Consider the following 17047-nt stretch of genomic DNA (forward strand, 5'->3'; position numbering starts at 1 on the left):
GCTTGCTGTTTTTTTTGTTTAGATGACAAATATACGAAAATACCGATTACGCTTTCATTAAATCGTCAATGAAATGTGCAACCCCGTCTTCATCATTCGTATATCGAGTAACCTGGTCAGCGTTTGCTTTTACGGGTGGCTGGGCGTTTGCCATTGCGACTCCGAGACCTGCAAATTGGATCATTGTAAGGTCATTATATCCGTCTCCGATGGCGATGACTTCTTCCTTTTTTATACGGACACGTTCCAAAAGGCGAGCCAGGGAGGCTGCTTTGTCTATTCCTTTGGGTACGACTTCCAGATAAAAGGCTTCCGAGCGGTACACATTGATACGTGCCCCGACTTCCTGGCGTAATCCTTCTTCCAGCGGAACCAGGTCTTCGGGCTCGCCAACGATCAGACATTTATCGGCAGGCAACTGCAGGTCGCGTAGGAAATTATCCGTCTCTTTTACTTTCATTTTAGTAAGGAAAGATTCGTATTTGACATATTTGTCTTCCTTGTTTTCCGTCAGGATATATTTTCCGTTGTAGGAAAGGATGGTCAATCCGGCTTCGTGCGAACGTTGGTACAGCAACGGCATCATGTCCGGCGGCAATGCCTGTTCGTAGAAAACCTTGCCGGTTTTTACTTCGATCACTTTGCCTCCGTTGAAAGAAAGAATGAAGCCGCCGAACCGTTCCATCTCCAGTGTCTGGGTCAGCGGAACGATTCCGTAGGTCGGACGTCCCGAAGCCAAAACGAGGTGGAGACCTTGTTCCTGCGCTTTTATCAGTGTATCCCGGGTATAGGGAGTTATTTCCTTTTTACTGTTTGTCAATGTTCCGTCCAGATCGAGGACTAATAACTTGTATTTCATTTTATATTTTGTTTTATCACAAGACCGTTTGCTATGATATATTTGTATAATTCTCTATAAAAGGCATGCTTTGTCAGGGTAGAGGCATCTCCCAGGATAATCAGTTTCATGCGAGCTCTTGTAATCGCGACGTTCATACGCCGGAGGTCGTTCAGGAAACCGATGTTTCCCTGCTCGTTGGCACGTACCAGGCTGATCATGATCACATCCCGTTCCTGTCCCTGAAAACCGTCTACCGTATGGACTGTAATCAGTTTGCGGAACGGTTTGAAAAAAGCATTCCGTTTGATCAGGCCGCGGATATACTGTACCTGTGATTTATAAGGGGAGATCAGTCCGAAGTCGATACTTTCATCCAGTACGCGTTCTTTGCTGATCTTTTCGATATAGTTTTGCAGCTGTTCTACCAGTAATACCGCTTCCTGTTTATTGATGCGGCTCAGGCTTTCGGATAACTGGTCTTCTTCAAAATCGCAGTCAGCCGTGTCGTACCATACAACCGGTGTGTCGTAGGCCAGTATTCCCCGATTCTTTACTTCCGGAGCAGCCTGTAATTCATCCTGATAAAACCAGTGGGAAGGGAAACGCATGATATCGTCGTGCATGCGGTATTGTATTTTCAGCAGAGAGACCGTATCCGGTTTGTTGCCGGCTACTTTCTGCATCAGGGTACGATCCAGTCCTCCGCGTGAAGCCTCTATACATTTAATTGTAGGAGGTAACTGATGATGGTCGCCGGCAAGGATGACCCGGTCGGCTTTACCGATAGCGATCCAGCAAGCAGCTTCGAGTGCCTGTGCAGCTTCGTCGATGAACAGTGAGGTGAAATTGCGGTTGGTCAGTACCCGGTTGGCGGAACCGACCAGCGTACAGGCTACGACACGGGCTTCGCCGAACAGTTCCGAGTCGATTTTAACCTCCAGCTCTGTCGCTCTGAAGCGAAGTCGGGAAAGCCGGTTGCGGGCTGTTTCCTTTTCGCTATGATTCTTTTTACGTAGTGACGATTGTATTTCGCGGATGGCTTTGCGTATGCCCCACAGTTCGGTATAGTCGGGATGTGATTCGAAACGGCGTTCGTAGGTAAACGAGAGCATCTTGTCGTTTACCCGGGTAGGATTACCTATTCGGAGCACATTGATACCTCGGTCGACCAGCTTTTCCGAGATCCAGTCGACTGCCGTATTGCTTTGTGCACAAACCAATACCTGGTTCTCACGATGCAATGTTTCATAAATAGCCTCCACGAGTGTGGTCGTTTTTCCTGTTCCGGGAGGACCGTGTACGATCGAAACGTCTTTGGCTGCCAATACGTGGTTGACTGCTTCTTCCTGGGTGGTGTTCAGCCAGGGAAAGCGGATTGGAAACAGGCTGCGGCGTCCGGCTGGTGCCTTGCCGATCAGTATATCCCGTAAATCAGCCAGGCGGTTGTTTTTGGCTTTCATTACATTGGATAATGCCTGGAACATCGTTTTATAGCTTGTCTCATCAAAATAAAGCTGGACACCTAATGAACTGTCTGCCGCCTGCAAATCGAATAATGCAGAAGGTGTCGGCAAGATAACGACCATCCGGTCTTCCTGTACATAGCTGATAATACCTGAGAAATTGAAATAACGTGGATTCCCTGTCCCGTTCGTCGTGAAAAAGCATACCGGACGACCATACTCGAAATTATGTTCTATCTCTTTATCATCCCTGCGTTCTACCTCTATAACCAACTGATTCAGCGAATTGTAATAGCTTTTACCGGAAATGACAGGATACCAGCAAAGTCCCTGTTGTATTTTTCGGTGTATACCGATCCGTTCAGATTGTTGCCGGTAAGTTTCCTTTTCATATTCGTATTCCATTTGGAGAAGATCCAATTGGCGTTGCAGATCCGCGATCGGAGAGATTATAGGGGTTGTCGTCATATCACTTTCATTCAGGCGGCAAAGATATTACTTATCCGAATAACATCCTGTAACTTTTCGGTTAAAACTTACTTAGTAAGTAGCCTTCAACTTACTTGATAAGTAGGGTATAGGGTTACTTACTAAGTAGACGGAAGATTACTCGATAAGTAGATTGGGGCTTACTTGGTAAGTAGGTTTTTGCTTTCTTGATGAAAAGAATAAACAATTATAAAAAAGTGAAACGGGTGGGGGTTTTTCTTATTTAGACTGTCATAAAAATAAGTCGGGAGAGCTTATTCTCCGGTAAACTGTAACGAAATAGTTGATATATATGAAAAAAGGATTTCTCATCGGGATGATTTTTTTGTTGGTACTGCCTGGTTGCGGGTCTATGAGGAATATGAGTTCGGAAGACAGGGCTGGTTTCGGTGCACAGGTCGGTTCTTTTATCGGCTGGATGTTTGGCGGGTTGATCGGAGAGGCAATCGATGATGATCGGGGAGGTGAAATCGGTTCGTTCATCGGTACGGCAGTCGGGGGGATTGCCGGAGCATCTATTGCTGCCAATACGGGTGAAACATATGTAGAGCGGAGTAGACCGGCAAAATATACACCTTCTTCCCATATGCTTCTTCCCGACCTCCGGATTGAAGATATTTTGCTGGAAGAGGATAGTCTTACCTATAATCAAAAGATCGATGCCGGGGAAACTTGCCGTATCTCTTTCGTGATCATAAATAATAGTTTTCAGGAAGCAGTAAATGTACTTCCTATAGTGAAAATCAGAGAGGGGCAACATTTGGAAATATCCGATCCAGTCCGGATAGCCAGGGTTTCAAAAGATAAGCCTGTAACATATGAAGTGACAGTACATGCTTCGCAAGAGTTACAAACGGGTGAAGCTGTTTTCAGTGTACGGCTGGAAGAGGGGCGAGGCAATGGGACGGAAGAAGAAACCTTTACGGTCGAAACGGTTGGTGTAGATTAATTATTAAGTGATAATTTTGACTATATAAAAGTCCGTGAATTAATAAAATCATTACCTTTGCCGCAATCTAACGCATAAACATAATTATCATGGATAATACGACAAAATCACAGATAATATCCCTTATACATCAGGAGGTAATTCCTGCTATCGGTTGTACGGAGCCTGTTGCTGTAGCGTTGGCTGCTGCTAAAGCTACCGAAGTTTTAGGACACTGTCCCGAAAAGATCGAAGTGTTACTGAGTGCAAACATTCTGAAAAATGCTATGGGAGTGGGAATTCCCGGAACCGGAATGGTTGGATTGCCTATTGCTGTCGCTTTGGGTACGCTGATCGGAAAGTCGGCTTATGAGCTGGAAGTCCTGCGGGATATAACCCCGGAGGCGTTGGAAGCCGGGAAAGCTATGATTGACAATAAGATTATCCATATCGCTCTAAAAGAAAATGTAGATAAATTATATATAGAAGTAATTTGTACTGCCGGGGAGGAAGCATCCAAGGTCATCATTTGCCACGAGCATACACATATAATATATGTAGAGAAAAACGGAGTGGTGCTGACGGATCTGCGAAAAGATATATCCTGCGATGCTGTATGCCATGAAGAAGAACTGAAATTATCCTTCTCTACCGTTTACGAGTTTGCAATGGAAATGCCGCTCGACGAAATACGTTTTATCCTTGAAACAGCCGACCTGAATAAGAAAGCAGCACAGGCTTCTATAAAAGGTCATTACGGTCATACCGTCAGTAAAACTGTATCCGGAGAATACGGACGGAAATATATGGGTGATTCAGCCTATACACATATGTTGACAATGACGGCTGCTGCCTGCGATGCCCGTATGGACGGAGCGATGATTCCGGTTATGAGTAACTCCGGTAGTGGAAACCAGGGTATTGCGGCTACATTACCGGTTTTATCTTTTGCTGAAGATATCAATTGTTCGGAAGAGCAGTTGATACGTGCCCTGACACTTAGCCATCTGATGGTTATTTATATTAAGCAGAGTCTTGGACGGTTGTCTGCCCTTTGCGGTTGTGTGGTTGCGGCTACCGGTTCCAGTTGTGGTATTACTTACCTGATGGGCGGTAGTAAGACACAGATCTCGTATGCTATCAAGAATATGATCGGAAATATTACGGGGATGATTTGTGACGGGGCTAAGCCCAGTTGTGCATTGAAAGTATCGAGTGGTGTTTCTACGGCTATGATCTCTGCATTGATGGCAATGGAAAATAAGGTTGTAACCCCTGTTGAAGGTATTATCGACGAAGATGTGGATAAATCTATCTCGAACCTGACAGCAATAGGCTCCCGTGGAATGGAAGAAACAGATAAATTGGTATTAGATATTATGACAGGCAAGTCTTGCTAAAAGATTGTTTTTGTTCATTACTTTGACCTCTCAACCTCAATTTATTGAGATTGAGAGGTTTTTTTGTACCTTATAAGTTCTACTATATAAATTTTGTCAATAAATACATCGATAAATTCGATCGGTTTCTGTAACTCTTTCGTGCGTTCAAATGTTTATCTTGTAAAGGCGTTAAGATCATGGAATATATGCTGTGTAATATATGATACAGTTTAAGAGGAATGTAGCTCTTACTTTTGTATATGTCACCGTAGTTAAAATTTAAGTTCATCAAACAATAAACCGACAATCGCCATGAAAGAAAAAATTGAACAATTGGCAGCTTTGAACCATCAGGCAGAGCTGGGAGGCGGCGAAGACCGTATCGCAAAACAACACGCAGCGGGTAAACTGACTGCCCGTGAAAGAATCGAATTACTTCTTGAAAAAGGAAGTTTTGTCGAAGTCGACAAATTTGTAACCCATCGTTGTACAGAGTTCGGATTGGAGAAACAGCGTCCGCTGGGCGATGGGGTAGTGACGGGTTACGGCTTGATAGGTAAACGTACGGTATTTGTCTTTGCCCAGGATTTTACGGTATTCGGCGGTGCTCTTTCCGAGACATACGCACGGAAGATCTGTAAGATCATGGATATGGCGATGCAACTGGGTGCACCGGTGATCGGTCTGAACGATTCAGGCGGAGCACGTATTCAGGAGGGTGTACGCTCGCTGGCAGGTTATGCAGAAATCTTTTTACGTAACTCGCTGGCTTCGGGGGTTATTCCACAGATCAGTGCGATCATGGGACCGTGTGCCGGAGGTGCAGTCTATTCGCCGGCTCTGACCGATTTCATCTTTATGGTGAAAGATTCCAGCTATATGTTTATTACGGGGCCGGAAGTGGTAAAGAGTGTGACACAGGAAGAAGTCACGATGCAGGAATTGGGAGGCTCGGAAGTGCACAGCAGCCGTTCCGGAGTAGCACATTTCACAGGAGACAACGATATGGATTGTATCCTGAAGATACGCGAACTCATGTCATTCCTTCCAAGTAATAATATGGAGGAACCTCCGTTCATCCCGACGACCGACAGTGCGAACCGGATCGATGAACAGTTGAATAATCTGATTCCGACCAATCCGAATCAGCCTTATGATATGAAAGAATTGATCGAATCGGTTGCCGACGATCATAATTTCTTTGAAGTACAGGAAGAATATGCCAAGAATATCGTTATCGGATATATCCGGTTGAATGGAAAAACGATCGGTGTTGTAGCCAATCAACCGGCTGCCCTGGCAGGAACGCTGGATATAAATGCTTCCGTGAAGGCGGCCCGTTTCGTGCGCTTCTGCGACGCTTTCAATATCCCGTTGTTGACATTGGTGGATGTGCCGGGATTCCTTCCGGGTGTTCACCAGGAATATGAAGGTATTATTCGCCACGGGGCAAAATTGCTTTATGCTTATTGTGAAGCGACGGTTCCGAAGGTAACGGTCATTACCCGTAAGGCATACGGCGGGGCCTATGATGTGATGAGCTCCAAGCATATCCGCGGTGATATCAATTTCGCTTATCCGACTGCCGAGATCGCTGTCATGGGACCGGACGGTGCCGTGAATATCCTTTTCCGTAAAGAGCTGAAAAAAGCAGAAGACGTAGAGAAGAAACGCAAGGAATTGCAGGATGATTACCGTGAGAAATTCGCTAATCCCTACCGCGCAGCCGAACTGGGCTATGTGGACGAGATCATCGAACCGTCGGGAACACGTGCACGCCTGATCCGCAGCTTCGAACTGCTGGCTAATAAGCGGCAATCCAATCCGCCGAAGAAACATTCCAACTTACCACTTTAATACGCGAACGATTATGATTAAGAAAGTATTAGTAGCCAATCGCGGCGAAATTGCGATGCGAATCTTTCGTACCTGCCGCGTAATGAATATACCGACCGTTGCGATCTATACACATGTAGACCGGGGTGCCTTGCATGTACGATATGCCGAAGAAGCCTACTGTATCTCGGAAGATGAAACAGACACTTCTTATCTGAAGCCCGATCTGATCCTGGCAATCGCCAAGAAAACGGGTGCAGCTATCCATCCGGGATATGGTTTTCTTTCGGAAAATGCAGATTTTGCCCGCAGATGTGAAGAAGAAGGCGTCATATTTATCGGACCGAGTGCCGATGTTATTGCCAAAATGGGGATTAAGACCGAGGCCCGCAAGATCATGAAAGCAGCCGGTGTGCCTGTCGTTCCCGGAACAGAAGAGCCGGTTAACAATATAGCCGAAGTGCGCAAGGTGGCTAAAGAGGTCGGTTATCCGATCATGCTGAAAGCATTGGCCGGAGGAGGCGGTAAAGGCATGCGTCTGGTACGTGATGATGAAGGGCTGGAAGAAGCTTTCCGCCTGTCGCGTTCCGAAGCCGGAAATTCATTCGGGAATGATGCTATTTACATTGAAAAATATATTGAGAATCCGCATCATATCGAAGTACAGGTTTTGGGAGATAAATATGGGAATGTGATCCATCTCTATGAGCGTGAATGCTCTATCCAGCGCCGTAACCAGAAAGTGATCGAGGAATCTCCGTCACCATTTGTGAAGGAAGAGACACGTAAGAAGATGTTGGCTGTGGCGGTGGAAGCCTGTAAGAAGATCGGTTATTATAGTGCCGGGACGTTGGAATTTATGATGGATAAAGACCAGAACTTCTATTTTCTGGAAATGAATACCCGTCTGCAGGTGGAACATCCGGTGACGGAAGAGGTTACGGGTGTCGATCTGGTACGCGATATGATCCTGGTGGCTGCCGGTAATCCGTTGCCATACAAACAGGAAGATGTGGAGTTCAGAGGGGCGGCTATCGAATGCCGTATCTATGCGGAAGACCCGGAGAATAACTTTATGCCTTCGCCGGGTATCATCAAGGTTCGTGAAGCGCCCGAAGGACGTAATGTGCGTCTGGACAGTGCCGCGTATGCCGGATTTGAAGTCTCTTTGCATTACGACCCGATGATAGCCAAGTTGTGTACCTGGGGACGTAACCGTGAATCTGCTATCTCCAATATGGCACGTGCCTTGCGGGAATATAAGATTCTGGGGATTAAAACGACGATCCCGTTCCATCAGCGTGTCTTGCGTAACGAGACGTTCCTGAAAGGGAATTACGATACGACTTTTATCGATACCAAATTCGATAAGGAAGATCTGAAACGTCGTCAGAACAACGATCCGCTGGTTGCCGTGATTGCCGCGGCCATCAAGCATTTCGAACAGGAGAAGGAGGCCTCTGCCCGTATGACAACAGTCCCGTTGGTAGGCGAGTCTTTATGGAAATATTACGGTAAACTGCAGATGACTGCCAATAACTATTAAAAGGAGGATCTGATTATGTCAAAAGCATTAGCAACCTATTTTGCAACAGTAAACGATATGCCCGACACCGAATTCAAGGTGGAAATACTGGAAGACGGCCCGGTAAAGAAAGTCTCCGTAAACGGCAAGATATATAATGTAGATTATAATGTGGGAGGGGATAGCATCTATTCGATCATCCTCAATCATAAATCGCACGGTGTTCAGATATCCAATATATCCGACGATGTGTACGAAGTTAAGAATAAAGGCGATTATTTCCAGGTTCAGGTAATCGACGAACTGAAGAAGATGCGCCTGTCGCGTATCCAGTCGGTGGCTGTCGGCCGTCAGGTGATCACTGCACAGATGCCGGGCGTGATCCTGAAAGTGAATGTGAAACCCGGCGATGAAGTGACTGCCGGAACTCCGCTTTGTGTATTGGTTGCCATGAAGATGGAAAACGAGATACGCAGCCCGATAGACGGGGTCGTGAAGGAGGTTTATATTACCGGTGGCGACAAAGTCGCTGTCAACGACAAAATGTTGGTGGTCGAATAAGTGCTGTTATAAAATCCGTATTTCTCAGAGGGGTACGGATTTTTATTTGTCATAATTGTAAAAAGATTAGGTTCATGTAATGTTAAGCCTTTAATATTTTGGCTTGCATAATAAAATAATGCCTATATTCGCGGCGACTAAATAAAAATATTTTATTCTTAGTTAAAGACGTTTGTTTATTAAAAAAAGAGAGTTTATGAAGAAAAGTTTTTTGTATTTGTTTACCGTGCTATGTACGTTAAGCTTCTTCACCGCTTGTAGCGATGACGATGATCCAAAGGATCCGAATGTGTTGGATGTTAATGCTTCTTATTCCGGCGATAAATTAAGCCTGAAGTATAGTGACGAAATGTTATTAGGTAAAGAAATTTCATTTGATACAAAAGATGGAAAGACGGCAACTATCACAATGAAAGGGACTTTCGATATGAGTTCGATCACTGATCTGATCGGTGGAGGTTCGAAAGCGAATTTTATTCCAAGTCTTGCTCCGGGTGTTATTCCTGGTGAAACGGTTACTACTTTGAATAACGTAGCCTTGACTCTGTCTGGTGAAACTTATACATTTGAAGGTACTGATGAGTCTAATGGACGTACAGTAAAATACACGGGTGAAGTAAAGAAAGACATGCTGACCATGGCTGTGAATGTAACCATGCCGACAAATCCGTTAACGGAAGGTAAATTGTGGAAAATGACAGGTTCTGTCTTTGCTTGGAAATCTAGTGAAAAGTTGCCGATCGGAGATGGTGGATGGGAAACAGAAAATGCAGCTGCACTATTGAATCAAATGTTTATCTCTCCGGAATTGATGAAGGTGCTGGCTGATGTTACTTTTTTACCCGATGGAAATGTCGTTGCTACATATGGGAAAGATGGCTTGAAATCGCCTATCAATCTAGCAAACTATTATATCAAAAGTAGTAAACTGTATGTTACACTGAACATCGACATGATTATTATGACAGCTACGAAAGCTAACAATGCCGATTTGATGGAACTGGTAACAGCATTGCTTCAAACTCCTTTGATGGGCGCACTGAGCGAAGGTTTCCCGTTGAACTATACAGTTGAAAACGGTGTTGCCACTATATCTCTCGACCAAGAATTCATCCTGCCGATCTTGAAAGTTCTTTTAAGCAGTAAATATGTAACAGATATGATTGGCGAACTGATTGCAAGTAATCCGGATATGGCTGCAATGGCCCCGATGATACAGGCTATTCTAGGGGAACTACCAGCTGTTTTGGAAGGAACTACAGAATTAACATTCGGTTTGACTTTGCAAAAATAAACCAGGTATTTCGATTTTATAGTAAAGAGGAGGATGTGTAAACCCACAATCCTCCTCTTTTTGTTTATATGAATCTATTTTAACAGAATCCGGATTCTGTTGTTTTTGATACGATGGCGAGAGTTGATAGATAACTGGAGAAATTCTTGCTTGTCGTATTCGGGAAGATATCCCGAAAAACTTCCTATCTTCGTGCATCTAATGAATGATTTATTACTAATTAAAAGGTATTAGTTTACTTACAAATTTATGAAAACAAAATTACTTTATTTTTTTAGCATGCTTTGCATGTTCGGCCTGTTTTCGGCTTGTAGTGATGACGATAAGGTGGAACCTATCGGAACTGAATTTGATGGTGTTTACAAAGGAACACTCGACGTAGACCTCGACGGAACGAAAGTAGGAGAAAATCTTCCACAAAAAATGTATGTAACCAAAGTTGGCGACAACCAAATCAAGATGGAACTGAAGAACTTCAGTTTTGGGGCGATGGCACTTGGAAACATTTCCGTAGACAAATGTAATGTAGAAAAACAAGGCGATAATGCCTGTAAATTCGACGGCGAAGATACGCTGGATTTACCTATTGTTGGCGAATGTAATGTGGTGATGACCGGTACTATTGCCGGTGAAAAACTGGATATGGTTATCAACGTGAAAGCAACCCAGTCGGGTGCAGCTATCACAGTGAAGGTTGATTTCAAAGGAACGAAACTGGCAGCAGACCAGAGTTCGGAAGCGAAGATCACAGAGCTTACTTTCGATAGTAAAGAAGTTGTTTCGCTGCCGGCAATTGACGGAACAAACATAACCTTTATGGTTTCAGATACCATCAAGGCGGAAGAATTAGCCGCATTGGTTCCTACCATCAAGATTTCCGATAAAGCAACGATCACTCCGGCAAGCGGTGTGGCGCAGGATTTCTCTAAACCTGTCACTTATACGGTTATTTCGGAAGATGGAATCACGACGACAACTTATACCGTTTCTGTAGCAGGTAAAATGCAGAAATATTCGTTAGACGAATGGGTGAATAAGGGTACCGGTAAAGCGGCTTATCAGACTCCGTATCCGGATGATAAATTGGCGACAAGCAGTGCTGGTGCCAGCTATTTGGCATTATTTGGCTATACAGACGAATTTCCGGTTGTTCCAACAGAAGACGCTGTTAAAGGTATGGCAGCGAAACTGACGACAAAGAATACATCGGATATTTCTTTAGCACCTGCTATTACTTCCGGTTCTCTGTATACCGGACGTTTTGCAATCGATCCTTTTAATCAGTTAAACAGCACGAAATTCGGTATTATGTGTGATAAGAAACCGTTACTTTTTAACGGATACTATAAATATACTCCGGGCGAATTGTTCCTCGATGGTTCTGATAAAAAGAATATTGTAGAACATCCGGAATTAACGGACGAATGCAGTATAAAGGGTGTTTTGTATGAAGTAGCTGACGAAAGCGAAACGTTGACTGGTCTGAACATCGGCAATTCCGAAAAGATTGTAGCTGTAGCATCACTGGCTGACGGAACAGCAAAAGCGGAATATACTCCTTTCAGTCTCGAATTTAAATTCCTGACAGGCAAGACCTATGATTCGACTAAATTGTATAAGCTGGCACTGATCTTTTCTTCCAGCAGCAAAGGTGATGCTTTCCAGGGGGCTCCCGGAAGTACATTGTATATAGATGAATTAGAGGTTGTTTTTGAATAAGATACTATTCACGAAATGATGTTGCGTCAAAACAAATAAACCGGACGCAGACTACATAGAAGAGCACAGATTATCGCAGATTTATTTTATAATTAAATATCTGCGTAACTCTGTGCTCGTCTGCGTTATCTGCGTCCGGTAAATCCCGTTTTTGACATACTTTCCCGTTTTGCTATGAAAGCCTTTTTGATTATCTCGGTGCTTTCCGATACAGATAAATAGCAATGAATGTATAAAGAATATTCGGAATCCAGGAGGCCACCATCGCACTTACGTATCCGTTGATTGCGAAAGTAGATGTAACCGTGGTAAACAGAATATAAGAGAAACTTAAAGCCAGTCCGATACCGATATTCAATCCCATGCCCCCTTTGATTTTGCGGGAAGAAAGTGAGGCTCCGATAGAGGTCAGAATAAACGCAGCCATAATAGAGGCGAAACGTTTGTGATATTCGATTTGGAAAGTCTGTATATTGCCGATGCCACGTGTTTTCTGTCGGTCGATATATTCTGCTAATTGAGGCGAAGTCATTGTTTCGCAATCGTTTACCGAGATCAGGAAATCGGACGGTATGATTGTCAGAGTCGTGTCTTTACGTGAACCATGCGTGATATGTTCGCGCATCCCGTCAAAGTCGCGGATCATATAATCGATGACGGTCCATTGGTATAGCGAATCATATTTGATCGAGTTGGCTGTCAGTTTTGAGATCAACTTCTTCCCTTCGAAATGTTCCAAAGAGAAACGGTAACCCATATTCGGACGTGCATCGTAACGGTCGAAATAAGCAATCACACCCGGTTCCACTTCAATCTGTATGTTCCGGGCATATTCCACTTTTTTGTTCCTGATATACTTGTTCTGGAAGTCGATACGTGTACTGTTGGCGGGAGGAATGATGAAAGCACTCAGTATGAAACTGGCTGTCGCGATAATTGCTGCCGAAATGGCGTAGGGCAACATCAATCGCCGGAAACTCATTCCACTTGCCAGCATAGCGATGATCTCGGAATTGTCCGCCAGCTTCGAAGTAAAGAAGATAACTGCGATGAATGTGAACAGCGGACTGAACAGGTTGGCAAAATACGGAATGAAGTTCATGTAATAATCCAGGATGATTGCCTGCAAAGGTACATCCGGCTTCAGGAACTTGTCGATCTTTTCGTTTATATCGAATACGACGGAGATAGAGATAATCAGAATAATCGCGAAAACATACGTTCCGAGAAATTGCTTGATGATGTACCAGTCTATCCGTTTTAATTTAAAATTCATTATAATCTATTGTTTAGTTGCTGTACCATGCCGCTTTTCCAGGTACCGAAGTCGCCGGCAATGATGTGGCGGCGTGCCTCTTTTACCAGCCACAGGTAAAAAGCCAGGTTATGGATAGAAGCGATCTGCAGACCCAGCATTTCGTTTGCCTTGATCAGGTGATGCAGATATGCTTTGCTGTAGAGCGTGTCGACTAGCGAATGACCGTCCGGATCGACAGGGGAGAAGTCGTCTTCCCATTTCTTGTTGCGCAGGTTGATCGTGCCATATTGCGTGAAGATCTGTCCGTTGCGTCCGTTACGGGTCGGCATGATACAGTCGAACATATCTATACCACGTTCGATTCCCTCCAGCAGGTTGATCGGCGTACCGACTCCCATCAGGTAACGGGGTTTGTCTTTGGGTAATATTTCATTGACTACCTCGATCATTTCGTACATCTTCTCCGTCGGTTCGCCGACAGCCAGGCCACCGATGGCGTTTCCGTCAGCGCCTTTCTTTGCCACATTTTCTGCCGCTTGACGGCGCAGGTCAGGATACACGCAACCTTGTACGATGGGGAAGAGGCATTGCCCGTAGCCATATTTCGGTTCGGTAGAGTTGAAGCGTTCGAAACAACGGTCCAGCCAACGTTCGGTCAGTCCCAAAGATTTTTTTGCATAATCGTAATCCGCGTCTCCCGGGCAGCATTCATCGAAAGCCATAATGATATCGGCACCGATGATGCGTTGGATATCCATTACTTTTTCCGGGGTGAAGAGGTGTTTCGAACCGTCGATATGCGAACGGAATTCGGCTCCTTCCTCATGCAATTTGCGATTGTCGGAAAGCGAGAACACCTGGAAACCTCCGCTATCGGTCAGGATAGGCCGGTCCCATGTATTGAATTTGTGCAATCCGCCAGCTTTTTCCAGGATTTCAAGACCCGGACGCAGGTAAAGATGATAGGTGTTACCGAGGATGATCTGGGCATTGATATCCTCTTTCAACTCGGTCATGTGGACGCCTTTCACTGTGCCTTGTGTTCCGACAGGCATAAAAATGGGCGTCTCGATTACCCCGTGATCGGTAGTAATCAAGCCCGCCCTTGCATTTGTTTTAGTATCGTTGTGTTGTAATTCGAATTTCATTACTTATCTTCGCTTTGGGCGCAAAGATAGTATTTTTCTATCAGAATCCGAAGTCATCGACTTCTACGTTTTTGACTTCTTCCTCTTCCGGTAAAACAATGGTCTGATGCACTACATTCGACTTCACGATAATAGCCCGCATCGGACGCACCGGACAGATCGATTCGCATCCGCCACAACCTACACATAAGTCAGGATTTACCTGCGGAATGGTCAGTGTCCCTTCATAAGGCACCATGTGTACAGCCTGGGTCGGACAGTGTTCGGAGCAGGCTCCGCAGTCGGTTCCTTCCGTCTTCACAATACACCGGTTGATAAAGAAAGTTGCAATACCCACCTGCAACGATTTCTTTTCTTCCACCGTGATAGGCTGAATAGCCCCAGCCGGACAAACTTCCGAGCATATCGTACACTCATAATTACAATAACTGCTGATGTAAGCCATACGTGGCTTCAACAGATAATCGAAACCATATTCCAGTCCGGCAGGACGTAATACTTGGCTCGGACATTTCACGACGCAGATATGGCATCCCGTACATTTGTCTTTGAAACGTTCCAGGCTCAATGATCCGGGAGGGGTGATGGGCGGCCATTTTTTACGTCCTTTTCTCTTTCCATGACCATTTCCATTTCCGTGTCCTTCGCATTGTTCGACACCTTCCGCGATAGCCGATACGATTGGCAGCGTGGCTGCAACAGTTGCTCCGGTTGCCAGGAAAGTACGACGGCTGTTTACTGCCGGTTGCTGTTCCATTTTCATAGCAACTTCAGTAATCGCTTTCTCTTCTTTCCGGAAAGGAGGGTTGAAACGATATTGCAGACCACCTTTGGAACAAGAAGAAACGCAGTTGAAACAATCCACGCAACGAGAAGTATCGACAGTCAGATTCTTGGCGTCGATCGCTTCTGCTTTGCAGGTATGTTCACAGTTTCCGCAATGGGTACAAGCCCCTTTATCGAATGATATACGGAAGAATGAATAACGTGACACCAGACTAAGCAATGCACCTACCGGGCATAATGAGTTACAAAACAAACGTCCGCGGAAAATAACCAAAACGGCAAAAACAACCAGAGCCACAATACCGGATACCAGGCCGGCAATACTTACCGTGCTGATCGTTACGTGGAACAATGAATAGTTATCCATTTTCATCAGCCAGTCGGCCAATACATTGTTCCCCCACATAACAGAAGGGCGGAACAGGTTTGCCGCAATGCGTCCGAAGTTACTATACGGATCGAGCAACAGGCATAAACCGGAGAATCCCAGTAGGGCAGTTATCGCAGTGGCCGCCAGCAACACATATCGTACCCAGTTCAATGGCTTATGATATTTAAATCGCCGTACTCCTTTTTTCTTCTTTTTCCCTATGCAGAACAGGCGGTTGATGATATCCTGGAAAACTCCCGCAGGACATAATACTGAACAGTAAATACGTCCGAATACCAATGTCAGGAGAAGCAATACGGCTACAATCCCGAACATACCCGCAAGGATAGCCGGCAATAACTGTGCATGCAGTAATCTGTGTACGCCGACCGGCATCTTATTCGTGAAGTCCAGAAAGAAAAGAAGTATAGGTATAAAAAACAGGGCTGCGAGGAGTACCCGCAGTCCTTTTAAGTAATTAGGTCGCTTCATTTATATTTTAATACGTTTGATATTGATTTTCTTCAAATCCGTTGATCCCAGTTTAAGCTCTTCGCCTTTACCGATATGGCTTACTGCTTCCATGTCCAGTTTCTTTACCTGGTTGAATAAAGCGAGGGCTGCCGTGTCGATTGCAACGATGTTAGGAGATACGATTATTGATTTCAATGTCGCTACATCGGCTGCACTTTTACCCTGCGGCCCGTTCTGATGCATCATCCGGTAAGCATCCACGATATTCAGAACCGGTTTCTTTTGCCAGGTACAGATGTCGGCGATACATTGCTGCAAGTCGTTCTGATGGAAGAAACGACGGTCCCATACGATCCCCATGTAATTCTTCATGGCACAGGAAAGTTTTGCCCCGCCATGATTCTTCAGGATAGGCACATTGATCCAGGCGTCCGCTTCGATCAGTGCTTCGTGTATCTTGGCAGACTTTACTTTTACTCCGTTGGGGATGGATACTTCTTTGAAATATTTCTCATCGTTGCCAGGCATGATGATACCTCCGGCTTCTTTTACGGCAGCAGCTATACCACTGCTCTCATAACATTTCTGCCAATTATCGCAGGTATGGTCGAAAACAGTTACTTTCTCTGCTCCGGCTGCCAGGCATTTTTTCACCAATGCTTTGATAAGCTGCGGGTTGGTATTTCCTGCCAGTTCCGGTGTACGGTCCCATCCGATATTCGGTTTGATAACCACTTTTTGCCCTTTCTTGATGTAATTACCGATTCCCCCCAGGGTTTCCAATGCTTTATCGAGCATCGCCTCAGGTTCGCCACCCATCACAGCTACCATTTCGGGAGCCTGCTCTACTGCCATGGTGTTGGTCGACAATGCTGCTTGCAGCCCTTTAAAGTCTATGGATAATGCGGCACCAGCTACTACACTGGTCTTTAAGAAATCACGACGTTTCATTTTGTTGTAATTGGTTATTAGA

At 45.0% G+C, this 17047-nt stretch carries 13 protein-coding genes; 7 read left to right on the forward strand and 6 right to left on the reverse strand.

The genetic code is table 11. The annotated features are described in order from the left end of the window. Nucleotides 1-46: 46 nt before the first annotated feature. Entirely contained in the window at nucleotides 47-859 is an 813-nt protein-coding gene (locus DXD68_RS00810) for a Cof-type HAD-IIB family hydrolase (protein WP_075557583.1), read from the reverse strand. Beyond that, a complete protein-coding gene (locus DXD68_RS00815; RefSeq protein ID WP_122359867.1) occupies nucleotides 856-2772 on the reverse strand; it encodes an AAA domain-containing protein in 1917 nt (638 codons plus the stop codon). Before DXD68_RS00815 ends, DXD68_RS00810 begins: the two co-directional genes overlap by 4 nt. 313 nt (nucleotides 2773-3085) lie before the next feature. Here DXD68_RS00815 and DXD68_RS00820 point away from each other — a divergent pair, with 313 nt between their 5' ends. From DXD68_RS00820 to DXD68_RS00850, 7 genes are all read left to right on the forward strand, one after another. Then, nucleotides 3086-3742 carry a glycine zipper family protein gene (locus tag DXD68_RS00820; protein WP_122359868.1) on the forward strand — a complete coding sequence of 219 codons (657 nt, stop codon included), beginning with the start codon at nucleotides 3086-3088 and terminating at the stop codon, nucleotides 3740-3742. 89 nt (nucleotides 3743-3831) lie between these two features. Beyond that, the gene (locus DXD68_RS00825) at nucleotides 3832-5121 is read left to right on the forward strand and encodes a serine dehydratase subunit alpha family protein (RefSeq protein ID WP_122359869.1); all 1290 of its coding nucleotides are present in this window, start codon (nucleotides 3832-3834) and stop codon (nucleotides 5119-5121) included. A 294-nt stretch (nucleotides 5122-5415) separates the two neighbouring features. Then, nucleotides 5416-6960: an acyl-CoA carboxylase subunit beta gene (locus DXD68_RS00830; protein ID WP_122359870.1), complete on the forward strand. Its 1545-nt coding sequence runs from the start codon at nucleotides 5416-5418 to the stop codon at nucleotides 6958-6960. 13 nt (nucleotides 6961-6973) lie between these two features. Further along, the gene (accC, locus tag DXD68_RS00835) at nucleotides 6974-8485 is read left to right on the forward strand and encodes an acetyl-CoA carboxylase biotin carboxylase subunit (protein ID WP_122359871.1); all 1512 of its coding nucleotides are present in this window, start codon (nucleotides 6974-6976) and stop codon (nucleotides 8483-8485) included. Between the two features lie 15 nt (nucleotides 8486-8500). Next, complete coding sequence (locus tag DXD68_RS00840; RefSeq protein ID WP_122359872.1) at nucleotides 8501-9025, forward strand: acetyl-CoA carboxylase biotin carboxyl carrier protein subunit; 525 nt, start codon at nucleotides 8501-8503, stop codon at nucleotides 9023-9025. A 196-nt stretch (nucleotides 9026-9221) separates the two neighbouring features. Then, entirely contained in the window at nucleotides 9222-10319 is a 1098-nt protein-coding gene (locus DXD68_RS00845) for a DUF4925 domain-containing protein (protein ID WP_122359873.1), read from the forward strand. A 249-nt stretch (nucleotides 10320-10568) separates the two neighbouring features. Beyond that, nucleotides 10569-12038 carry a PCMD domain-containing protein gene (locus DXD68_RS00850; protein WP_122359874.1) on the forward strand — a complete coding sequence of 490 codons (1470 nt, stop codon included), beginning with the start codon at nucleotides 10569-10571 and terminating at the stop codon, nucleotides 12036-12038. A 190-nt stretch (nucleotides 12039-12228) separates the two neighbouring features. On the opposite strand, the gene DXD68_RS00855 is transcribed toward DXD68_RS00850, so the two are convergent. From DXD68_RS00855 to DXD68_RS00870, 4 genes are read right to left on the reverse strand one after another with little or no spacing between them, the layout of a single operon-like run. Further along, complete coding sequence (locus tag DXD68_RS00855) at nucleotides 12229-13314, reverse strand: LptF/LptG family permease (protein ID WP_122359875.1); 1086 nt, start codon at nucleotides 13312-13314, stop codon at nucleotides 12229-12231. After that, nucleotides 13314-14444 (reverse strand): tRNA guanosine(34) transglycosylase Tgt, encoded by a 1131-nt coding sequence (tgt, locus tag DXD68_RS00860; RefSeq protein WP_122359876.1) that lies wholly within the window; start codon nucleotides 14442-14444, stop codon nucleotides 13314-13316. Before tgt ends, DXD68_RS00855 begins: the two co-directional genes overlap by 1 nt. A gap of 40 nt (nucleotides 14445-14484) precedes the next feature. Then, entirely contained in the window at nucleotides 14485-16092 is a 1608-nt protein-coding gene (locus DXD68_RS00865; protein ID WP_122359877.1) for a 4Fe-4S binding protein, read from the reverse strand. Next, complete coding sequence (locus DXD68_RS00870; RefSeq protein ID WP_255419264.1) at nucleotides 16093-17043, reverse strand: DUF362 domain-containing protein; 951 nt, start codon at nucleotides 17041-17043, stop codon at nucleotides 16093-16095. It lies immediately after the preceding gene. Between the last annotated feature and the right edge of the window lie 4 nt (nucleotides 17044-17047).

Origin of the sequence: Parabacteroides sp. TM07-1AC (assembly GCF_003480915.1) — a bacterium.
GTDB classification, from domain to species: domain Bacteria; phylum Bacteroidota; class Bacteroidia; order Bacteroidales; family Tannerellaceae; genus Parabacteroides; species Parabacteroides chongii.

What these genes read in the sequence shown, in the direction of transcription:
- DXD68_RS00810 (WP_075557583.1), bottom strand. Translation starts at nt 859, where the DNA reads ATGAAATACAAGTTATTAGTCCTCGATCTGGACGGAACATTGACAAAC.
- DXD68_RS00815 (WP_122359867.1), bottom strand. Translation starts at nt 2,772, where the DNA reads ATGACGACAACCCCTATAATCTCTCCGATCGCGGATCTGCAACGCCAA.
- DXD68_RS00820 (WP_122359868.1), top strand. Translation starts at nt 3,086, where the DNA reads ATGAAAAAAGGATTTCTCATCGGGATGATTTTTTTGTTGGTACTGCCT.
- DXD68_RS00825 (WP_122359869.1), top strand. Translation starts at nt 3,832, where the DNA reads ATGGATAATACGACAAAATCACAGATAATATCCCTTATACATCAGGAG.
- DXD68_RS00830 (WP_122359870.1), top strand. Translation starts at nt 5,416, where the DNA reads ATGAAAGAAAAAATTGAACAATTGGCAGCTTTGAACCATCAGGCAGAG.
- accC (WP_122359871.1), top strand. Translation starts at nt 6,974, where the DNA reads ATGATTAAGAAAGTATTAGTAGCCAATCGCGGCGAAATTGCGATGCGA.
- DXD68_RS00840 (WP_122359872.1), top strand. Translation starts at nt 8,501, where the DNA reads ATGTCAAAAGCATTAGCAACCTATTTTGCAACAGTAAACGATATGCCC.
- DXD68_RS00845 (WP_122359873.1), top strand. Translation starts at nt 9,222, where the DNA reads ATGAAGAAAAGTTTTTTGTATTTGTTTACCGTGCTATGTACGTTAAGC.
- DXD68_RS00850 (WP_122359874.1), top strand. Translation starts at nt 10,569, where the DNA reads ATGAAAACAAAATTACTTTATTTTTTTAGCATGCTTTGCATGTTCGGC.
- DXD68_RS00855 (WP_122359875.1), bottom strand. Translation starts at nt 13,314, where the DNA reads ATGAATTTTAAATTAAAACGGATAGACTGGTACATCATCAAGCAATTT.
- tgt (WP_122359876.1), bottom strand. Translation starts at nt 14,444, where the DNA reads ATGAAATTCGAATTACAACACAACGATACTAAAACAAATGCAAGGGCG.
- DXD68_RS00865 (WP_122359877.1), bottom strand. Translation starts at nt 16,092, where the DNA reads ATGAAGCGACCTAATTACTTAAAAGGACTGCGGGTACTCCTCGCAGCC.